Consider the following 19,772-nt stretch of genomic DNA (forward strand, 5'->3'; position numbering starts at 1 on the left):
CCGCTACGAGAAGCGAGCCGCGAACTACCTCGCCATGGTCACGCTCGGCATGACCATGCTCTGGCTCAGATGACTTTGCAGAGACGCCCTAGGCGGTCCGCCCCCGAGCCCGCCCCCGCAGCGCGTCCTGGAACGCGGCGAAGACCCGGCGCATCTGCGGGGCCTTGTAGGGAAACAGCTCCGCCGAATCCATGTCGTGGACGACCATCCCGGTATCGGCCTCGAAGATCAGCAGACGGCCGTCCGCGCTCTCGGCGCAGTCGATGATCAGGTAATCGAGGCCGATCCTGCGGTGGATCTCGGCGAACGCGGCGCGGTGGCGCTCGGCGAAGTCGGTGTCGAACGTGGCCATGGCGGCGGCCTCGACCTGCCGCTTCACCGGATCCTCCAACATGCCGGCGTTGAGGTAGTGGATCATCCAGTGATCGCGGATGGCCATGTGGCAGAGGTAGGGCACACCGTCGATCAGTACGATGCGCAATTTCCGATAGAGGCCGTCGGGACCGCGGTAATCGCAGAACTGCGTGACGTAGAACGCCTCGGCCTCCGTCTGCGCGAGGTAGAGATGCAGGTCCTCCGACCGGTCGATCTTCTGGAGGTCGTTGCCGGCGTGCGTGTCCAGAGGGCGCACGAGGAGCGGGTAGGTCGGGCCCTCGGCTCTGCGGGACGCCGCGGCGCTCAGGATGGAGCGGCTCACGCGGACGACCTCCGGCGCCAGGATCCCATCCGCCCCGCGGAGCGCGTCCGCGATCCCGTGGCGGGACGTCTTGAGGACGTGGCGCGGGTGATTGACGATCGGCCGCGTCCACCGGTCCGCCGCCGCCGCGAGGGCTTCCAGGAGCGGCTCGGCGGTCCGCGCGTAGGCGATGCCCGTGACGATGACGTCGTGCGCCGGCAGGTCGTGCGGGACCGGCTCGCCGGGGCGGAGATAGAGGTAGGTGAGGCCGAAATCGCCGTCGTTCAGCAGGAAGTCGATCGGCGTGTTGGCCATGAGATCGCCGGCCGTGACCAAGACGAGGACGCGGATCCGCGCCTGATCCGGGTTCGAGCGCAGCGAGAAGACCCGCTGTCCGTCCAGCACCTCTCTCTGGAGCGCGAGCCCCTCGGTGAAGCGGTGCTTCAGCAGCAGGATCGTCGCCATGTCCAGCGCCGTCCCGGCGTCGAGGGCGGAGTCGCCGCCTTCGGCGAGGATCTCGGCGGCCAGGGCGGCCATGTCGGCGCCCTCGAAGGCCGCCCGGATCAGGCGGGCCGGGCCGATCATCGGGTTCGGGTTGTCGATCCCCGCAACGTGCGCTTGCATCAGAGCCTCCGAGCCGTGGGGTCGCCGCAGCGATCCCGGAACCGCGATCAGGTGTTTCGAATCGCGCTCCGCGGCACGACGAACGCACTCTGACCGCACGGAGGTTTACGAAGCGCTAACCATGTTCTCGGTTCACCGGCGGCAGTCCCGGCCGCGACGCGGAGGCCGTGCGCGCGCGTCAGGCAAGCCTCACTCGCGCCGCGGCGCGGCGCCCGCGCGCCGGAGGGCGTCGGCCAGCGCCCCGCCGGGGGCCTCACCCGGGCTCGGTCGGCTCCGCGGCGCGTCCTGCCGCGGCTCGGCCGTCCTCTGGATCTGCTGGCCCGGCTCGACGGGATCGTCGAGCCGCAGCGACAGCGCGATGCGCTTGCGCGGGACGTCGACGCTGAGGACCAGCACCCGTACGACCTCGCCGATCCGGACGACCTCGGTGGGCGACGCGATCCGCCGCCGGGCCATCGCCGAGATGTGGACGAGCCCGTCCTGGTGGACGCCGATATCCACGAAGGCCCCGAAGGCCGCGACGTTGGTGACGACACCCTCGAGCTGCATCCCGGGCTTCAGGTCCCCGATCGTCTCGACGCCCTCCTGGAAGCGCGCCGTCTTGAATTCCGGCCGCGGGTCCCGCCCCGGCTTCTCGAGCTCGGCGATGATGTCGCGCACGGTCGGCAGGCCGAAGCGCGCGTCGACGAAGGGCTCCGGCGCGAGGCGGCCGAGGAGGGCGGTGTTTCCGAGCAGGACGTGGATGTCGCTCTTCGTCGCCTGGAGGATGCGGCGGACCACCGGATAGGCTTCCGGGTGGACGCCAGACCCGTCGAGCGGGTCGTCACCGCCCTGGATGCGGAGGAAGCCGGCGGCCAGCTCGAAGGTCTTCGGGCCGAGCCCCGGGACCTTCTTGAGCGCCGCCCGCGTGCGGAACGGGCCCTGGGCGTCGCGGTGGGCGACGATCCGCGCCGCCATCGCGCCGCCGAGGCCTGAGACCTGCGCCAGCAGGGCCGGGGAGGCGGTGTTGACGTCCACCCCGACCGCGTTGACCGCGTCCTCCACCACCGCCGAGAGCGACCGCGACAGCTTCGCCTCGCTCACGTCGTGTTGGTACTGCCCGACGCCGATCGACTTGGGGTCGATCTTGACCAGTTCCGCCAGGGGATCCTGGAGGCGCCGGGCGATCGACGCGGCGCCGCGATGGGACACGTCGAGGTCGGGCAACTCCTTGGCGGCGATCTCGGAGGCCGAGTAGATCGAGGCGCCGGCCTCGGAGACCACGACCTTCGCCAGCGGCAGGTCCGGGTTCGCCGCGATAATCTCCGTGGCGAGGCGCTCGGTCTCGCGGGACGCGGTGCCGTTGCCGACGGCGAGAAGCTCCACGCCGTGCAGCCGGCAGAGCCGGCCGAGCGTCGCGACGGCCTCCCGCCAGCGCCGCTGCGGCTCGTGCGGGTAGGTCGTCTCCACCGCGACGACCCGCCCGGTCCGATCCGCCACCGCGACCTTCACGCCGTTCCGGTAGCCCGGATCGAGCCCCATCGTCGCCCGGCCGCCCGCCGGAGCGGCGAGGAGCAGGTCCTTGAGGTTCCCGGCGAAGACCGACACGGCCTCGTCCTCGGCCCGCTCGAACAGCCGGCCGCGCAGGTCCTGCTTGATCCCGGCCCGGATCTTCGTTCGCCAGGCCGCGCGCACCGTGTCGAGGAGCCAGGCATCGCCGGGACGCCCCCGCGCCGCGATCTCGAAGCGGCGGCAGATCGCCGTCTCGAAGGGCCCGGGAAGGCCCGGCGCCGACTCCTCCCCCTCCGCGGCGAAGCCGACGTCGAGCACCTCTTCCCGCTCACCGCGGAAGATCGCCAGGATCCGGTGCGAGGGCATGCGCTCCAGCCGCTCGCTCCAGTCGAAGTAGTCCGAGAACTTCACCCCCTCGTTCGCCTTGCCCTTGCGCACCCGCGAGACGAGCTGACCGGTCCGCCAGTAATCCGCCCGCAGGCGCCCCACGAGGTCGGCATCCTCGCCGAAGCGCTCGATCAGGATGGCGCGGGCGCCCTCCAGCGCGGCCTCGGTGTCCGGCACGCCCCGCGCGTCCGACACGTAAGCGGTCGCGACCGCTTCGGGCGCGCGGTCGGGACGGCTCATCAGGGCCTGGGCCAGCGGTTCGAGGCCGGCTTCGCGGGCGGATTGCGCCTTCGAGCGCCGCTTGGGCCGGAAGGGCAGGTACAGGTCCTCCAGCCGCGCCTTCGTGTCGGCGGCGTTGAGGGCCGCCGCCAGGGGCGGGGACATCTTTCCCTGGGCCGTGATGCTCGCGACGATCGCGGCGCGCCGCTCGTTAAGATCGCGCAGGTAGGACAGGCGCTCCTCCAGCCTGCGCAGCTGCGTGTCGTCGAGGCCGCCCGTATTCTCCTTCCGGTAGCGCGCGATGAACGGCACGGTCGCGCCGCCGTCGAGGAGCGCCACGGTGGCCGCGACCTGCGCCTCCCCGACACCGAGTTCCTCGGCGATCAGAGCGTTCACGGATTTCATGGGTTCTCCGACTGGAGTCGCGGCGACGGACGGGCTGCCTGGGTGGAGCGCCAAGCCGTCGGAAACAAGGCACCGGTCAGGGGCGTGGCTGCGCGTCCGCCCCGGCCTCCGCCTTCACGGCCCGGGCACAATCCAGGATGCGGTGCCGGGCATCGGGATCCTTGATCGAGAACCACAGGGTCAGCAATTCTTCGGTCATCGAACGGTCGTCCTGCGGGTCCGGATCGAAGAAGACGTCGACCGAACATCCGAGAGTCTCGGCCAGATCGCCGAGAAGGCGGCGCGACCGTTCGTTCGGGACTCTGCTGTGATCTGCCATCACGTCGATCCGCCTCGCAGCGCCACCGGGTGCTGCCGCCAGAATGCCCTCGACCCCGCCCGCAACGGGTCAGAGCATCGAGATCCAGACAATCCAGTCAAGTCCGCGCGTCGCAGGACCGTCGCGGCGTCGGCAGCGCGGATGCCGCGGCGGCTGTCACGGGGCCAGCGCAGTTCCTCGGGATAGCTGGCCGGCTGTCCGGTCAACCTGGCACGGATTTCGCACCCGATTGTTCGGGTCAGATCTCGATGGATAGCTGGCACGATGCTGAACCATCGATCTCCCCGCCCTCCGTCCACGAAGACAATAGTCTTCAGCGGAAGTTCGCGGCGGCCGGCGCGCCTTGACGGTCGCGAAACAACGTCATCCGGATGTCACCCGCGGATGCAAATCTTTCGCTTCGCATGTCCCGGACAGGGAGGCGCCCGTGCAATTCGAGATACGAGAGCGTAGCCGGTCGCTGTGGTCCTGGGTTCTCGTCAACGAGACTGACGAGCCCGTTCTCGAATCGCGACGCAGCTTCCCGTCCCGCGCCCAGGCCACGGCGGCGGCCCTGGCCTTCTCCCAGCTCGTCTCCCGTGCGGGGCGCAGCCTGGGCGGCGGCCCGCGTCAGGTCGGGTTCCTCTGACGGTAGCTTGCTCCGGTCCGGTGTCAGGTCGTCCGGATCCGGTGGCGCACGAGGCTTACGAGACTCGTGGCGGCGATGACGCAGCCGACGCCCATCGCGCCGAGGCAGCTGATGGTGCGGATCGGCTCGCCGCGGGCCAGGACGATGGCCACCGCGAGCGGCAGGAGCAGGAACACGAACAGGAGGGTCATGACCGGATCCGAATGACGATGCGCGAATCTAGGACCCGAATGGTTAATCACTTCTCACGGCTCGGTCCGGCTGGCAGCTTCGGTGGAGCTCACGATCGGGGCGCACCGACACGTCTTCGCGAGCGGCGCTGAGCGATCTCGGGCGCGCGCCGCGACCCGTCACTCTGCGGGCGGACGGACCGCGATCACCGTTCGCGCGCGTCGAGGCGGACGAGGCGGTCGACCAGGGCCCGGTCGTGCAGGAGCGCCATCCGCTCCTTCGGCGAGAGCCACGCCTGCGCCTCCGTCACCGTCTCGGCCTCGCAGATCTTGGCGGTGGCCAGGGTCTGGTCCGGATCGATCGCGCCCCGTGGCCGCCGCTGTCCGAGGGGCAGCATCCGCGTGTGGTCACGCGCGAGGTCGGGATCGGCGTGGAGGGCCGCGAGGGCATCCGTCTCGTCGAACCCACGCTCCGCGTTGCGGGCCGCGAGGGACGCGGCGCGGACCGCGATCTCCGGGGGTGAGGCCTCTTCCGGCGTGGCGAGGAGCAGGCGTCGCTTGAGCGCCAGGCCGAGTCCGAGCTGGCCGCTCGCCCAGGAGATCGGGATCGCCAGAACGAGACCCAGGATCGTCGGGCTCATCCAGAGGAACAGCGAGGTGGCGATCGCGAAGGCGGCGACGCCCGCCACCAACCCCAGCAGCGTGTGCCAGCGATGGCGGACGACGATGTCGCGCAGCGGGATCGAGCCGTCGTCCCGCCGCTGCGGGTTCCATCCCGTGTCCCGTCCGAGCAGGATGCCCATCACGGAGCCCGACTGGATCACCATCGCCACCGGCGCCACCAGTGCGGATAGCAGGATCTCGACGAGGCTCGACAGGACGAGCCGTCCGGCGCCGCCGCAGGCGCGCCGCACCGGGCCGTCCAGCAGCGCCAGGATCAGGCCGAGGAACTTGGGTGCCAGCAGCACCGCCATGGTCAGGCCGAACAGCTGGAGCGCGCGGACCGGATCGAAGCGCGGGAAGACCGGCGAGAAGCCGGCGCCGCCGAAATAGTCCGGCCGCTCCGTGGCCGTCTGGAGCACCAGCAGGATGCCGACCACCAGCTGCAGCAGCCACAGCGGTGAGGCGAGGTAGCCGGCGATGCCGGTGGCGAAGTGCTGCCGCGTCGCGGGATGCAGCCCGGCGGCGCCGATCACCCGCGCGTGCTGGAGATTGCCCTGCGCCCAGCGCCGGTCGCGCACCGCCACGTCGATCAGCGAGGGCGGGCTCTCCTCGTACGAGCCCGGCAGGCGATGGAGCATGTACACCGCCCAGCCCGCCCGGCGGATCAGGGCCGCCTCGACGAAGTCATGGGACAGGATGTGTCCGCCGAAAGGCGGTTTCCCGGGCAGGTCCGGCAGGCCGCAGGAATCCGCGAAGGCGCGGGTCCGGATGATCGCGTTATGACCCCAGTAGTTGCCGTCCCGGCCCGACCACGCGGCGAGGCCGGCGGCGATCACCGGGCCGTAGATCCGGGCCGCGAATTGCTGGAGCCGGGCGAACAGGGTGTTGCGGTTGATGATCAGCGGCAGCGTCTGGATGATCCCGGCATCCGGGTCCGCCTCCATGGCGGCCGCGAGCGCCACGACGGCAGATCCGCTCATCAGGCTGTCGGCGTCCAGCACGAGCATGTGGTCGTAGCGCCCGCCCCAGCGGGTGACGAAATCGCCGATGTTGCCGGCTTTGCGGTGATGGTTCTTCGGCCGGTGCCGGTAGTAGAGCCGGGCCTCGGGGCCGAGCCGGCCGCGCAGGTCGAGATAGGCCCGCTCCTCGGCGATCCAGGCATCGGGCTGGGTGGAGTCCGAGAGGACGAACCAGTCGAAATGATCGCCCAGCCCGGTCGCCTCGACCGCCTCGCGCATGGCCTCGATACCAGCGAAGGTACGGGCCGTCGCCTCGTTGTAGACGGGCATCAGGACCGCGGTCCGCGTGCGCAGCGCTGCCGGGTTCGGCGCCGGCCGGGGCCCGCGCAGCAGCGTCGCGAAGCCGAGCACCGCGCTGGTGAAGGCCAGGGCGATCCACGAGAAGGTCAGGCAGAACAGGACGACCAGCACGAGCTGGAGGGCGGTCGGGCTGCCGGAGACCGACACGGTCTCGACCATCTGCCAGCCGCCGAAGGCCGTGAGCGCCAGGGCGCCGCCGAACACCAGGATCCGCTCAGGCCAGGGCGTCCGGACCCGGCGCTCCGGCCGGTGACCGAGCCCCGGATCCCAGCGCGCCAGATCCTGGACGGGCATCGACAGGGGAGCCTCGGGCGGCAGATAACGGCCGCCGTCGGTCACGGTCTCGCGCCCGGAACCGGCGTCCGTCGCTGGCGGCAACATCATGGTCTCGTCCAGTCGCACGGGGGAGGCCGTTCCTCAGTAATCGGGTCGGGGTTCAGGGTGTCCAGCGAAACAGCCAGGTCTCGCTGGCCCGGGCCTGGCCGCGCCGGAGCGCGAGACGCAGCTCGCTCGCGCGCTCGCTCCCCGGATCGAGCTCGAACAGGATCCGCAGCGTCTTACGATCGGGGTACCGAAACCGTTCCTGGCGCGTGATCGTCCCGGCCGAGGCGCCGAGGTCGACGTCGATGTCGCCGGGCTGGAACAGCGCGTCGCCCTCGAAATCGACGGCGAAGAGCCGGCGGTTCCCCGTGCTGCCGTGGCCGCAGCGGCTGTCGCGCACCCGGGCGATCTCCGGCGGCAGCGGGTCCGGCCAGCCCTTGGACCAGTGCTGCCGGCACTGGAAGCGCATCTCCGCGCCCTTCGCGAGCTTCGCCTTGGGCCGCCAGTAGGCGAAGACGTTCTCGTTGAGCTCGGAATCGCTCGGGATCTCCAGCAGCGTGACCGCGCCCTCGTTCCAGTCGTCGAGGGGCTCCAGCCAGAGGGACGGTCGCTGCTCCCAGTGGCGCCGGTCGTCCTCGAAATCGTCGTAGGCGCGGGCGCGCTGCATGAGGCCGAAGCCCTTGGGCCCGCGATCTACGAAGGCCGAGACCTGCAGCGCCTCGGGATTGTGAACCGGGCGCCAGATCGGCTCGCCGTAGCCGTTGTGGATCGCCAGGCCCTCCACCGAGAAGGCCGCGGCGCGCAGGTCGTCCACGCGGTTCCGGTCGAGGGGCCCGAACAGGTAGCTGCCCTGCATGCCGCCGAGACCGATATGGTCGAGTTCGGCGCGGGCGAAGACCGTCCCGTCGATCTGCGCCGTGGAGACGTCGCGGCCCGGCGTCAGCGTGATCTTGAACGCCGCGGTCGCCGATTCCGATTCCGCGAGGGCGTGGACGATGACCGGCTGGCCCGCCCGCGGCGCCTCGACGAACAGGGCCCGGAACAGCGGGAATTCCTCGCCGCGGGAATCCGCCGGCCGCAGGGCGAGCGCCCGGGCGTTGATGCCGAAATCCTGGCCCTCGGCGACGAGGCGGAAGAACGAGGCGCCCTGGAACAGGGCGAAGTTCGACAGCCCGTCGGCACCGTCGAACCGGGCGCGCAGGCGGAAGCCCGAGAAGGCGGTGTCGGCGGTCAGGTCGGGCAGGTCGAGGCCCGGCGCCGCGATGGCGGACTTGTCGTACCCGACCGGCTGCACCACGCCGTTCTCCACGACGAACAGCGACACCGGCGTCTCGAAGATCGAGCCGCGCAGCAGCGGCTCCAGGACGTAGCCGGCATTCCGGTCGGCCCAGACCGCGCGGCCCTCCGCGGGACGGATCGCCTCGTAGGCCTCGCGGGAGAGGTTCTTGAGAACCGTCGGCATGTCGCCGGTCTTCGGGGCGGCGTAGGGGGCGGCGGCCCGGGCGCGGGCGAGGTCGGTCAGCGTGCCCGCCGCAAATGCCTCGCCGGCGCCGGGCAGGGCCGGGGCCTTCTCCGGGTCGGACGCCCGCGCGGCTGCCGGGAGCAGGCCCGCGGCAGCGCCGAGCGCGCCCCCCAGGACGGCGCGGCGTGTCGCGGTGGCGGAGAATCCGGGGTCGATCATCATGCAGGCGGTCGTCTCACGTCGCAAGGCAAGGTGCCGGAGGCCCCGTGTATACGGACAGGCCGGCTGAACCCAGCGTTAAGCAAGCGCTTGAACCGCAAGGGGCTCCGTTGACTTAACCCGAGCCGGCTCTCTAATTCGGCCGACTGCATCGGAACGAGGGAGGCAGCATGGGATCGTTGCGAGTGACTGGCCACGGCGTGGATCTCGGCGAGAGTCTGCGCGGCCGCGTCGAGGAACGGATGTCGGCGATCCAGGCGAAGTATCTCGACTCGCACATGCACGATTCCTGCAACGGCCACGTCACGCTCCGGCGCGACGGCACAGCCTTCCGGACGGACTGCGTCCTGCACCTCGTCTCCGGCCTGACGATCGAGGCCAACGGCTTCGCCCACGACGCGCGGTCGAGCTTCGAGCAGACCGCCGAGCGCCTGGAGACCCGTCTGCGGCGCTACAAGCACAAGCTGAAGCAGCACGCGACCGGCCCGGGGGACGACGCGGCGGTCGAGGCCGCCTACGCGGTGTTCGCCGCCCCGGAGGTGGAGGAGGACGACGCCGCCGAGGGCGACGCCCACCCGCCGATCGTCGCCGAGAGCACCAAGACTCTCCAGCGCCGCACCATCGGCGAAGCGGTGACGGCCCTCGACATGACGGGATCCCCAGTGGTTGTGTTCGTCCACGCTGGCACCGGCCGCGTCAACGTCGTATATCGGCGGAGCGACGGAGCGATCGGCTGGGTGGACCCGCCGAACGCCACCGAGTGACGCCGCGGGTCGGGAGGAACGGAGCCGGAACCGGCTGGTTTCCCCGCTTATTGAATCTGGTGGGGGCGCGGCCGGAACGGCCGTCGATGCCCCTGCGACGAGGCCCGCTTCCTCGCGAACGGGCGACGGGGCAACGGTCGTTCGATGCCAGTTCTGGAATTCCTCGACCCCGACTCGGTCGTGCCGGCCCTGCGCGCCCGCGCCAAAAAGCAGGTGCTGCAGGACCTCGCCGCGCAGGCGGCGCGGCGCCTGCCCGCCCTCGGTGAGCGCCCCGTCTTCGACACGCTGCTCCAGCGCGAGCGGCTCGGGTCGACCGGCATCGGCGACGGCGTGGCGATCCCGCACGGCAAGCTGCCCGGTCTCGACCGTCTCTTCGGGCTGTTCGCGCGCTTCGACCGGCCGGTGGACTTCGAGGCGCTCGACGGCCAGCCCGTGGACATCGCCTTCCTGCTGCTCGCGCCCGAGGGCGCCGGCGCCGATCACCTGAAGGCCCTCGCGCAGGTCGCCCGCATCCTGCGCGAGCCGGGCATGCTCGCGCATATCCGGGCCGCCCGGGACGCCGGCGCGCTCTACGCGCTCCTGACGCGCTCGACGGCACCGCAGGCCGCGTGATGATCCAGAGCTTCCGAACGGCCGCCGCCCTGACCCTCGCGGCCGGCATCTCCGGCGCCGCCGCCCAAGGCGAGACCACCTGCGCGCGCGACGTCCTGGTGGCGCAGTCGATGCAGCGCCAGGCCCTCGAGCAGCTCGAGCAGGCGGACGGGGACGACGCCAAGAACTGCCGCGTCTGGCGGCGCCACGTGGAGACGATGCGCCGCGTGGCGAGCGTCTACGGCCGCTGCCTGTCCGGTTCGGAGCGCGGCGAACGCCTCGCCCAGGTCCAGGGGTCGGACCGCGAGTTCTCGGCCGCGATCAAGGCCCGCTGCAAGGGGCTGTAGGGGCGGGCGTGGCGCGCGCCGCGCCCTCAATCCACGCCGCGGAGCATGAGCGGCTCGGCCACCATCTTCACCGGCTTGCCGCGCCCGATCAGGATCGCCGCGCGGGAGCGTTCGGGATCGGCCTCGAAGCGCGTGCGGACCCAGCTGACCAAGAACTTCATGTATTCGGAGGCCAGGAGGCGCGCGGCCGGCGGGTTCTTCCACCAGCGATCGGCATCGAAGGCCTCGCTCACGACCGGATGCGGCAGGACGCGGTCGCTGTCCTGGAGGGCGTGGTCGAGTTCGACCAGCGTCCGCGGCATGTGGTAGTTCGAGGTCACGACCGCCACGGTGCTGAACCGGTGCGCGCGCATCCAGCGGCGCGTCTCGATGGCGTTCCCGATCGTGTTGCGCGCCCGGTAGTCGAGATCCACGCAGCAGGCGATCAGGGCGCGCTGGGTCGGGTTCAGCCGGGCGATCTCGTCGCGGCTGGTCCGCTCGTTGACCCCGGTGATGAGCAGGCGCCGCCCGTAGCCGCCCGCGAGCAGGTCGATCGCGTCGCCGATCCGCTGAGCACCGCCGGTCAGCGCGACGATCCCGTCGGCCCGGTCGGTCGGCGTCCGCTCCTGGCGGGCGAGCGCGCCGACGAACACGAGAAAGCCCGCGAACAGGGCCAGCATCCCGAGCCCGGCGGCGAGGCCGCAGGTCCAGAGCGCGATCCGCCGCCGGTCGCGCGGGCGCGCGGCGGCGCGGCGCGGGAGACCCCACTCGTGCCAGGCCCAGCCGACGGCGTCGGTCGAGGGTGGATCCGATGCGCGCAGCATACGCGTGGTCATCCTCCGGAGAATCGGCGCCGATTGCGGCGGCTCGGAGGCCGGCGCGGTCGGCTGTTTCCACACCGCAACGATAAAGTTTCCAGATGGTAAACGCGCTCGGAAGACCCCCTATTTCCACGTCTTCGTGACGCAGCAGGGATCAGGCCAGGAAGCGCCGCACGGTCACGCGCGAGACGACGCCCGTGACGAGGGACGCGATCACGCCGATCAGGATCACGCTGGCGTAGCCACGCAGGCCGATATGGAACGCGCCGAACAGCGCCTCGACCTCCTGACCGGCCGGTCCGGAGCGCGCGGCCCGGGCGAGGAGCCCGGCGATCACGAAGGCCACGAGGGCCAGACCGGCGCCGATCGCGCCGCCGCGCAGGCCCAGGCCGAAGAACCGCCGTTGGAACGCGCGGGCGATGTAGTCGTCGTCGGCGCCGACGAAATGCAGCACTTCCACCACCTCGCGGTTGCTCGCCATGGCGCCGCGTGTCGCGAAGGTCACTGCGAGGCCGGTGGCGATCAGGACGAGCAGCACGAGCCCGATCCCGATCCCCACGAAGGCGTTGGCGGCGGTCGAGAGCCGCTGCAGCCAGAGCGCGTGGTCGTCGAGGCTGGCGACGCCCGGCAGCGCCTCGACGAGGCGTGATCGCAGCCGCTTCAGGTCGGCCGCCTGGCTGCTGGAGAGCTTGAGGGCGATGAGCCGGGGCACCGGCAGGTCGGACAGGTCGAGCCCGGTCCCGAGCCACGGCTCGAGCAGGCGCTCCGCCTCGGCCTTGCTGAACACCCTTGTCTCCGCGATCCCGGGTTCGGCCTTGGCGATGCTGTCGGCGCGGGCGACGTCGGCGTCGACGTCGCGGCCGGGACCGGGCCGGACCTGGATCGTGACCTCCCGCGCCACGTCGCCCTGCCACTGGGCGGCGTTCGTCGCGACCATCTCGGCCGCGCCCGCGCAGAGGCCGGCGAGGAAGGTGAGGATCGCGATGACCGCCGCGAGGGAGCGCCCCGCCGCCGTGTCGGTGGGCACCAGCGGCGCGTTGCGGCGCAGGTTGGCCGGCATCGACGGGTCGGGCGGCACGGCCGGTCCACCGGCCTTCGTCCGCGGCATCGCCTGAGTGCTCATTCCTCGATCCGCAGCCGGCCTTCGCCCAGGACCATCCGGCGGGCATCGACGGCGTCCATGATGCCGAAATCGTGGGTGGCGATGATGACCGAGGTCCCGAGCTTGTTCAGCTCCAGGAACAGGCGCAGCAGCCGCCGCCCGAGGCCCGGATCGACGTTGCCGGTCGGCTCGTCCGCGAGCAGCAGGTCGGGCCGCGCGATCAGCGCGCGGGCGATGGCCGCGCGCTGCTTCTCGCCGCCCGAGAGCAGCGGGGGCAGGGCGTGCATGCGCTCGCCGAGGCCGACCCAGCGCAGCAGCTCCACCACCTCGGCCCGGTAGCTGGCCTCGGCCCGGCCCTGGACGCGCAGGGGCAGGGCGACGTTCTCGTAGGTGGTCAGGTGGTCGAGGAGCCGGAAATCCTGGAACACCACGCCCATCCGGCGCCGGAGCCCGGTCAGCGCCTTCGCGGAGATGTCGCTCACCTCCTCGCCGAAGATCGAGACAAGCCCGCGGGTCGGCCGCACCGACAGAAGGATCAGGCGCAGCAGCGTCGTCTTCCCGGCGCCGGACGGGCCGGTCAGGAACTGGAAGGAGCGCGGCGCGATGCGGAAGCTCACGTCGGACAGCACCTCCGGCCCGAGGCCGTAGCGCATGCCGACATTCTCGAACTGCACCACCGGCCGCTCCGCGCCGGGCAGCAGGCTCTTCATGCTCGCCTGTAGGTTCAAAGCCGTGCCGTATCTCGTCTGTCCGTCCCTCGGGAATCGCCGGAGCGGCGGGCGTTTTCAAGGCCTCGGGGATTTCACGGCCCCTTAACCCTGTTCGGGCACACTTCTTCAAGCAATTCACTGTCCGGCCCGGTCGCGGCCGATCGATGCGAGTATGGCGCGGATGCTGATCGCCTGCCCGAGCTGCGCGAGCGAATATCGCATCGACGCCAGCAAGGTCGGCATGGAGGGCCGTTCGGTCCGCTGTGCCGCCTGCCGCGAGACGTGGTTCATCTCGCCCGCCGACGTCCTCGCCGGCCACGAGGCGGAGCTCGCCGCGCAGGCTGAGACCGATCCCCTCGCGGACGCGGCCTGGGAGGAGGCGACCGCCTCGGTGCGGAATGCCACCGACGTTCCGGCGCCCGAATCCCGACGGTCCGCCAAGCGCAAGTCCGCCGGGAAGGCGCGCCGCGCGATCCCGGGTCTGACACCGTCTCTGGCTCTCGGCCTGACGCTCCTGGCGGCGATCCCGCTGGTCTGCCTCGCCCGGACCAGCGTGGTCCGGGCCGTCCCGCAGACCGCCTCCCTGTTCGCGCGCATCGGCCTGCCGGTGAACGTGCGCGGGATCGAGATCCGCGACGTCGTCGCCTTCAACAACCCGGCCGAGGACGACAGTCCCGCGGAACTCGTCGTCGAGGGCGACCTCGTCGGCGTCGCGCGCTCGGACGCGCCCGTCGCGCCGCTGAGCGTCGAGATCCGCGACGCCGGCGGTCGGACGATCAAGACCTTCACGGTCGCGCCGCCGCGGACGATCCTCGCCGCGACCGAGACCGCGCGATTCCGCGCGAGCCTGCCGTCGCCGCCGGCCGCTGGGCGCGCGGTGGTGCTGCGTTTCGCCGACGCGTCCGCGACCCGCTCCGACCCTCGGGTGGCGGCGGCGGATCGGTGAGGCGGGTCCGCGCCGGTCATTAGCTCAGGTCACGCCTCTCCCGCGGATCGGCAACCTTCTCGACGGCGTTCCCGTTGCGGGCGTGAGCGTCGGCCGACGTCGGCGCATGGGATCGCCGTGCCTTGAGTGTTCGCGAAACCGTTCCCATCGTCGTCGAGACGACCGACTCGGTCGATCAGAAGCGCGCCTTCGACTACTGGCGCAGCACGGCACTGGCGCGCGTCGACGCGACGCCGCTGGCACCCGACATCCCGTTTGCGGCGGGCCGCCGGCTCGCGATCACCCGTCACGGCGCGATCCTGCACACCCTGAGCAAACCGATCGGGGTCGAGCGCACGACGCAGCACGTGCGCCGGGACGGGCGCGACGACATCGCGATCGTGCTCCTCGTCCAGGGCAGCGGCTACATCGAGCAGGGCAACAGCGGCGCCGTGCTGGGCGCCGGCGACATCGCAGTCCATGCCATGGACCAGCCCTTCGCGATCGGCAGCCGCGATTCCTACGAGGAGATCCGCCTCCAGGTGCCGCGCGCCGCCTTCGTGAGCCAGGTCGGCAGCGTGCACGCCTTCGCCGGGCGCGGTCTCCGCGCGACGCCGCTCAGCGGCCTGTTCGCGACCTATCTGCGGTCGTTCTCCGAGACGGTCGGCGGTATGTCGGAGGCGGAAGCCGGCATCGCCCTCGAGGGCGTCCTGCACCTGCTGCGCGCCCTGGCCGACCGCCAAGGCGAGACGGCCGGCGACGAGCTGTCCGGGGACGCCGTGCGGGCCCTGGCCCTCGCCCATATCGAGCGCCGACTGCACGATCCCGCCTTCGGGCCGGAATCGCTGCCGACGGCTCTGCGGGTCTCGCGAAGCCGCCTCTACGCGGCTTTCACCGGCGACGAGGGCGTGGCGGCGAAGATCCGCGACGCCCGGCTCGACCGGGCCTACAGGCGGCTCCGCGGCGGCACGCGGATCGGGTCGGTGATGACGAGCTGCGGCTTCACCGACGCGGCCACCTTCAGCCGCGCCTTCCGCCGCCGGTTCGGCGTGGCGCCTCGGGACGTGCTGGAACGCCGCCCCTGACGGAGTCAGATGCGGCTGCCGCGCGGGTCGGAGACCGTCCGCCCGGGCGCGACCGCGCCCGCGAGCCGCTGCGCCACGCCGATGAGCCCCAGGCCGAGGCGGATCGCGACGACGCCGACCCGCGCGATCCGGATCTGCCCGGGCAGCTGGCGCGGGCCGATCGGGCGGTAGGCGAGGCGCGGGCTGGCGCGCTCCGCCTCCGCGATGGCCTGACCCAGCGGGAGGGACGCGATGCGCCGCGCCTCCGGCGGAACGATGCCGATCGCCCGCGCCCAGCCGTCGCTCCGCGCGAGCGCCCCGCGCCCGTGCATCTGGCGGAATCGCCGCCGCCAGAGGTAGCGCCGCACGGCGCGCGGGAAGGTCTCCATCCTAGCATCGCAGAGCGCGTCGGGCTCCTCGCAGCGGGAGCGGATCGTGTCCGCCACGCCGCCCGGCGCGCGCCCGGCGAGGCGGGCCGAGATGGTCACGCAGACGTCGGTGGCGTGCCGGACGCGCAGCCCGTGTTCCAGCAGCCGGGCGATGAAGGCGCCGTCCTCGCCGAGCGGGATCTCGGGCATGCCGCCGACGGCGAGGTACGCGCTGCGGGTCACCGCGAGGGTCGCGCCGATCGCGGTCCGGTGGCAGGGCCAGGGGTCGTTCGGATCGGGATCGATCCGCGCCTCGGCCTCGGTGATCAGGGCGTCGTAGGTGTCCTCCAGCCGGCCGCGGGCGGGGAGCGAGGGCGGCAGCAGCGCCGCCTCCGCCGCGTCGAGCTCGACCCGGCCGGCCACAGCGTCGGCCCCGGCCTCGATCGCCGCGCGATTGCGCGCCACCCAGTTGGGCGGGACCCGGCTGTCGGCGTCGGTCGACAGGATGATCCCCGCATTCCCCGCATCACCCAGCCAGGCGGCGGCGGCGTCCATGGCCCGGCGCCGGGCCCATCCGGCATGGGCGCCGGAAAAATTCTCGACGGACACCCGGACCGGGATCGACAGCGTCGGCACCAGCGCGGTGACGAGGGCCTCGGTGCCGTCCGTGCAGTTGTTCAAGAACAGCACGAGCCCGACGCGCCCCGATTCAGCACCCTCCTGGGCGTCGATCGCCCTCAGGCACGCGGTGATCCGCTCCTCCTCGTTACGCACGGGCACCGCCACGATCGCATCGGGACCCGGGACGTCTGACAAAGGGGGGCTCGACACCGGTGATCATCTCCGCCGGACCCGTCGTGCGGGTCCGGATCGGGCTTATGCCGGAGCTTCCCTGAACGGGAGCGGACCGGGGAGACCTGACGACGCGCCGCCGGTCAGAGGGTCTTCTCGACGAGGCCCTCGATCCATTCCGGCTGGGTCTCGCCGACCGAGCGGCCGACCTCGGTCGCGCCCTTGTAGGCGATCAGCGTGCTCTGCATCCGCACGTTCAGGCGGCGCAGCAGCTCCTTCTGGCTGTCGAAGTCGATGTCGAAGATCTGGAGATCCTTGAAACGCGGCTCGGCCGCGAGTTTCGCGAGGATCGGTTTCTGCGTCCGGCAGATCGGGCACCACGGGGCACTGACCGCGATCAGCACCGGCTTCCCACCCTTCTGCGCGGCCTCGAAGGCCGCGTCCGAGAACGGCCGGGTCTCGCCCGCCAGGGCAGCGGTCGGGACCCCGAGCAGGGCCGGGCCGGCGAGGGCGAGGCCGACGAGCGCGAGGACGTGACGGCGGCTCTTCATGGCGTGCGATCCTCCCGCGACCCCGTCGGCGCGGGGGGCTGCTGGTGGCGGGATGCTACGTCGCGCGCCCGGCCCCGTCCCTGTGACCTGTGCGACCCAAAGACGGAAAGCCCCCGCGCCGGATCACATTGTCGAGACGCCGGACGGCGGCGCGTCGGACGACCGGTCCTCCGCCACGAGCGCCGCGATGTCGTCGGGATCCACCGCGTCGATCGGGCGCCGGATCTTCAGGGCGCGCGTGGGGGCGCCGGCGCGCATCACCAGCACGATCGTCTCCATGTCGGGGCAGCCCGGATCGGCGCAGGCGATCTCGTTGACCGCCAGCGTGTCGGCCTCGCCGAGGCCGAGGGCCGTCCGCAGATCCTGCTTCAGGCGCGCCGCGATCGCGGCGCGCTCCGCCGAGCGGGCCCGCCACGCCTTGAGGCTCACGAAAGCCATGCGCGATGCTCGTTGTCCTGCCGTGGAAGCCCCGTTGCGGTTGTGTAACACTGTTACATTTTCCTGGGAGCGGTCAAGCGTCGCCCCATGCGCCTGAAACAACCGTCGTGTTCACCGGTCATGTAGAGGCCGACCTCGGAAAAACCGACTGCGTTGGTCTTCGGACTCGACAGGGGCGTAGAGGTCCGGTGTGGTGTAATAGGCGCGCGAAGGATGTGAGATCTTGCGACCCTGGCGGGACGGGCCGGACGACCGGCGGAGCTACCATCACGGCAACCTGAAGGAGGCCCTGCTGGAGGCCGCGCGCCGGTTCATCGCCGAGCGCGGGATCGGCGGCTTCACCCTGGTCGACGCGGCGCGGCTCGTCGGCGTGACGCCGGCCGCCTTGTACCGCCATTTCCGCGGCCGCGAGGCACTCCTGGAGGAGCTGGCCGGGCGCGGCTTCGCGGAGCTCGCCGCGCGTCTGGCGCGGGCCCTGACGTCGCGCGGGACGCCGCTGGAGCGGTTCACCCGGATGGGTGAGACCTATCTCGCCTTCGCCGAGGAGGAGCCGGCCTACTACGCGGCGATCTTCGAAACCCGCGGGGCACCCGCCGGCGGGGCCGTTCCCGACGCGCCGCCCGGCGCCCCCGGTGCGGAGGCGCGGCCGAGTCCCTTCGACCTGCTGGTGGAAGCGCTGCAGGTGACCTTCGCGGACGGATTCGGGGGCGTGGCGCCCCGCTTCATCGCCCTGGAGGTCTGGGCGCTGGCGCACGGCCTCGCCACCCTCTCGGCCGCCGGCCATCTGCCGCGCGGCCCCGGCTTCCCCGACAAGTACGAGCTGCTGCGAGCCGGAGTCCTCGCCCTGGTCCACGGGGCGGGGCGCCCCGGCGAGCGTGACGGCGGCGGTGGGCGGCCTTGAAAGGCCCCCGCCGGACCCGCATGTTAACCGCGTTCACATGAACAGCGGAGCATAGCCGTGACCTCTCAATCCTCCTCTCCCTGGGCGACCGGCAGGCTCTGCCGGTCCGGCCCGTTCCCGCGTCGGTCGCTGGAGATCGGCGCGATCGTGGTGGGCTTCATCTACTGGTGGCCGATCGGCCTCGCGCTCGTGGCCTGGAAATTCGCGGGCTACCCGGCCTTCGCCGAGATGCGGGACGCCGCGCGCCGGACGGTGTCGGGGTTCGAGGGCGGGCGCCCCGCGTCGCGCTTCGCCCGCGCCTTCGAGGCCGCGAACCGCCGCGGCGGCAGCGGGAACGCCGCCTTCGACGAGTACCGCCGGGCCGAGCTCGACCGCCTCGAGGCGCAGCGCCGCGCCCTCGAGGAAGAGAGCCGCGCCTTCTCGGACTTCGTGGAGGACCTGAAGCGCGCCCGGGACCGCGAGCAGTTCGACGCGTTCATGGCCAAGCGCCGCACCGAGGGTGGCGGCCGCGCGGTCTGATTCTGCGACGCGGCGTCCGGGCCCATCGGCCCGGACGCCCCCCTGAACGCCGCGTGCCGTCTCAGGCCGCGCGGACGCGATCGAGGAACCGCGCCACCTCGCCGTTCAGGTGCTCGGACTGCTCCGAGAGCCGCGACGCCTCGGCCAGAACCTGCCCGGCGGCCTGACCGGTCTTCTCGACGGCCCCCGCGACGCTGACGATGCTGCGGGTCACCTCGCCGGTGCCGGCCGCGGCCTGACCGACGTTGCGGACGATCTCGTGGGTCGCCGCGCCCTGCTGCTCCACCCCCGCCGCGATCGTGGTCGCCACGCCGTCGATGTCCCGGATGCGGGCCGTGATCGTCCCGATCGCCGCGACGGCCTGCCCGGTCGAGGCCTGCACCCGCCCGATCTGGCCCGCGATCTCCTCGGTCGCCTTAGCGGTCTGTTCGGCCAGCGCCTTCACCTCGGTGGCCACCACCGCGAAGCCGCGGCCGGCCGCGCCCGCGCGCGCCGCCTCGATCGTGGCGTTGAGCGCCAGCAGGTTGGTCTGGCCCGCGATGGTCGAGATCAGCCCGACCACGTCGCCGATCCGCGCCACGGCCTCGCTCAGGTCCCGGACCAGCACGCCGGTCCGGTCGGCCTCCGCGACCGCCGCCCGCGCGAGACCGGCCGAGCCGTCGACCTGCCGGCCGATCTCCTGCACGGAGGCGCCGAGTTCCTCGGCCGCCGCCGCCACGGTGCCGACGTTGCTGGCCGCCTCCTCGGCCGCGGCCGCGACGGTGGTCGACTGCCCCGCGGTCTCGGCCGCGGTCTCCGTCATGCCGCGGGCCGTGGCCTGCAGGCCGGCCGCCGCGGTCGAGACCTGCGCGACAATCCCGCCGACGGCGTCGGCAAACCGGTCGGCGACCTGCCGCATCGCGAGGCCGCGCTGACGCTCCGCGTCCTGCCGCGCCGCCTCGGCCTCGGCCTCCAGCTGCCGGGTGCGGATCAGGTTGTCCTTGAACACCTGCACGGC

Annotated in this window: 21 protein-coding genes; 8 read left to right on the forward strand and 13 right to left on the reverse strand. The window is 72.1% G+C overall.

Features of this window, described 5'->3' with window-relative positions; genetic code table 11:
- Positions 1 to 88: 88 nt before the first annotated feature.
- From BMY19_RS29540 to BMY19_RS31730, 3 genes are all read right to left on the reverse strand, one after another.
- Positions 89 to 1,300: an ATP-grasp domain-containing protein gene (locus BMY19_RS29540; protein ID WP_100253827.1), complete on the reverse strand. Its 1,212-nt coding sequence runs from the start codon at positions 1,298 to 1,300 to the stop codon at positions 89 to 91.
- A 189-nt stretch (positions 1,301 to 1,489) separates the two neighbouring features.
- Positions 1,490 to 3,802, reverse strand: coding sequence for a Tex family protein (locus tag BMY19_RS29545; protein WP_100253828.1), 2,313 nt, complete (start codon positions 3,800 to 3,802; stop codon positions 1,490 to 1,492).
- A gap of 76 nt (positions 3,803 to 3,878) precedes the next feature.
- Positions 3,879 to 4,001: a hypothetical protein gene (locus tag BMY19_RS31730; protein ID WP_280141587.1), complete on the reverse strand. Its 123-nt coding sequence runs from the start codon at positions 3,999 to 4,001 to the stop codon at positions 3,879 to 3,881.
- A gap of 547 nt (positions 4,002 to 4,548) precedes the next feature.
- Here BMY19_RS31730 and BMY19_RS29555 point away from each other — a divergent pair.
- Complete coding sequence (locus BMY19_RS29555; RefSeq protein WP_020093590.1) at positions 4,549 to 4,749, forward strand: hypothetical protein; 201 nt, start codon at positions 4,549 to 4,551, stop codon at positions 4,747 to 4,749.
- Positions 4,750 to 4,772: 23 nt separating this feature from the next.
- Here the strand turns inward: BMY19_RS29555 and BMY19_RS31095 are convergent, their stop codons facing one another.
- From BMY19_RS31095 to BMY19_RS29565, 3 genes are all read right to left on the reverse strand, one after another.
- Complete coding sequence (locus tag BMY19_RS31095) at positions 4,773 to 4,940, reverse strand: hypothetical protein (protein WP_020093591.1); 168 nt, start codon at positions 4,938 to 4,940, stop codon at positions 4,773 to 4,775.
- 185 nt (positions 4,941 to 5,125) lie between these two features.
- The gene (gene mdoH / locus BMY19_RS29560) at positions 5,126 to 7,285 is read right to left on the reverse strand and encodes a glucans biosynthesis glucosyltransferase MdoH (protein ID WP_170863085.1); all 2,160 of its coding nucleotides are present in this window, start codon (positions 7,283 to 7,285) and stop codon (positions 5,126 to 5,128) included.
- A gap of 52 nt (positions 7,286 to 7,337) precedes the next feature.
- Positions 7,338 to 8,906: a glucan biosynthesis protein D gene (locus tag BMY19_RS29565; RefSeq protein ID WP_100253829.1), complete on the reverse strand. Its 1,569-nt coding sequence runs from the start codon at positions 8,904 to 8,906 to the stop codon at positions 7,338 to 7,340.
- Between the two features lie 167 nt (positions 8,907 to 9,073).
- Between BMY19_RS29565 and BMY19_RS29570 the strand changes: the two genes are divergently transcribed.
- The 3 genes from BMY19_RS29570 to BMY19_RS29580 all read left to right on the forward strand — a co-directional run bounded on the left by BMY19_RS29570 (position 9,074) and on the right by BMY19_RS29580 (position 10,605).
- Positions 9,074 to 9,667, forward strand: a complete 594-nt coding sequence (locus BMY19_RS29570) for a ribosome hibernation promotion factor (protein ID WP_026605000.1) — start codon at positions 9,074 to 9,076, stop codon at positions 9,665 to 9,667.
- A 144-nt stretch (positions 9,668 to 9,811) separates the two neighbouring features.
- Positions 9,812 to 10,279, forward strand: a complete 468-nt coding sequence (ptsN, locus tag BMY19_RS29575) for a PTS IIA-like nitrogen regulatory protein PtsN (protein ID WP_020093595.1) — start codon at positions 9,812 to 9,814, stop codon at positions 10,277 to 10,279.
- Complete coding sequence (locus BMY19_RS29580) at positions 10,279 to 10,605, forward strand: hypothetical protein (protein ID WP_020093596.1); 327 nt, start codon at positions 10,279 to 10,281, stop codon at positions 10,603 to 10,605. Before ptsN ends, BMY19_RS29580 begins: the two co-directional genes overlap by 1 nt.
- Before the next feature lie 26 nt (positions 10,606 to 10,631).
- On the opposite strand, the gene BMY19_RS29585 is transcribed toward BMY19_RS29580, so the two are convergent.
- From BMY19_RS29585 to ftsE, 3 genes are all read right to left on the reverse strand, one after another.
- Positions 10,632 to 11,408, reverse strand: coding sequence for a YdcF family protein (locus tag BMY19_RS29585; RefSeq protein WP_100253830.1), 777 nt, complete (start codon positions 11,406 to 11,408; stop codon positions 10,632 to 10,634).
- A gap of 151 nt (positions 11,409 to 11,559) precedes the next feature.
- Positions 11,560 to 12,528: a cell division protein FtsX gene (locus BMY19_RS29590; protein WP_091683336.1), complete on the reverse strand. Its 969-nt coding sequence runs from the start codon at positions 12,526 to 12,528 to the stop codon at positions 11,560 to 11,562.
- Entirely contained in the window at positions 12,525 to 13,217 is a 693-nt protein-coding gene (gene ftsE, locus BMY19_RS29595; protein ID WP_020093599.1) for a cell division ATP-binding protein FtsE, read from the reverse strand. The genes BMY19_RS29590 and ftsE overlap by 4 nt, the downstream gene beginning before the upstream one ends.
- A gap of 181 nt (positions 13,218 to 13,398) precedes the next feature.
- On the opposite strand from ftsE, the gene BMY19_RS29600 reads away from it, so the two are divergent.
- Together BMY19_RS29600 and BMY19_RS29605 are read left to right on the forward strand one after the other, a co-directional pair.
- Positions 13,399 to 14,163 (forward strand): zinc-ribbon domain-containing protein, encoded by a 765-nt coding sequence (locus BMY19_RS29600; RefSeq protein ID WP_091683366.1) that lies wholly within the window; start codon positions 13,399 to 13,401, stop codon positions 14,161 to 14,163.
- A gap of 122 nt (positions 14,164 to 14,285) precedes the next feature.
- Positions 14,286 to 15,227 (forward strand): helix-turn-helix domain-containing protein, encoded by a 942-nt coding sequence (locus BMY19_RS29605; RefSeq protein ID WP_091683334.1) that lies wholly within the window; start codon positions 14,286 to 14,288, stop codon positions 15,225 to 15,227.
- Between the two features lie 5 nt (positions 15,228 to 15,232).
- Here the strand turns inward: BMY19_RS29605 and BMY19_RS29610 are convergent, their stop codons facing one another.
- The 3 genes from BMY19_RS29610 to BMY19_RS29620 all read right to left on the reverse strand — a co-directional run bounded on the left by BMY19_RS29610 (position 15,233) and on the right by BMY19_RS29620 (position 17,355).
- Positions 15,233 to 16,405 (reverse strand): glycosyltransferase family 2 protein, encoded by a 1,173-nt coding sequence (locus BMY19_RS29610; protein ID WP_091683332.1) that lies wholly within the window; start codon positions 16,403 to 16,405, stop codon positions 15,233 to 15,235.
- A 104-nt stretch (positions 16,406 to 16,509) separates the two neighbouring features.
- Positions 16,510 to 16,917 carry a thioredoxin family protein gene (locus BMY19_RS29615; protein WP_091683330.1) on the reverse strand — a complete coding sequence of 136 codons (408 nt, stop codon included), beginning with the start codon at positions 16,915 to 16,917 and terminating at the stop codon, positions 16,510 to 16,512.
- Between the two features lie 123 nt (positions 16,918 to 17,040).
- Positions 17,041 to 17,355 (reverse strand): hypothetical protein, encoded by a 315-nt coding sequence (locus tag BMY19_RS29620; protein ID WP_020093604.1) that lies wholly within the window; start codon positions 17,353 to 17,355, stop codon positions 17,041 to 17,043.
- 223 nt (positions 17,356 to 17,578) lie between these two features.
- On the opposite strand from BMY19_RS29620, the gene BMY19_RS29625 reads away from it, so the two are divergent.
- Positions 17,579 to 18,256: a TetR/AcrR family transcriptional regulator gene (locus BMY19_RS29625; protein WP_100253831.1), complete on the forward strand. Its 678-nt coding sequence runs from the start codon at positions 17,579 to 17,581 to the stop codon at positions 18,254 to 18,256.
- A gap of 57 nt (positions 18,257 to 18,313) precedes the next feature.
- Positions 18,314 to 18,775 (forward strand): DUF2852 domain-containing protein, encoded by a 462-nt coding sequence (locus BMY19_RS29630; RefSeq protein ID WP_100253832.1) that lies wholly within the window; start codon positions 18,314 to 18,316, stop codon positions 18,773 to 18,775.
- A gap of 61 nt (positions 18,776 to 18,836) precedes the next feature.
- On the opposite strand, the gene BMY19_RS31100 is transcribed toward BMY19_RS29630, so the two are convergent.
- On the reverse strand, positions 18,837 to 19,772 hold a 936-nt coding region (locus tag BMY19_RS31100), incomplete at its 5' end, for a methyl-accepting chemotaxis protein (RefSeq protein WP_244535075.1).

Source organism: Methylobacterium sp. UNC300MFChir4.1, assembly GCF_900110155.1.
Lineage (GTDB): Bacteria > Pseudomonadota > Alphaproteobacteria > Rhizobiales > Beijerinckiaceae > Methylobacterium.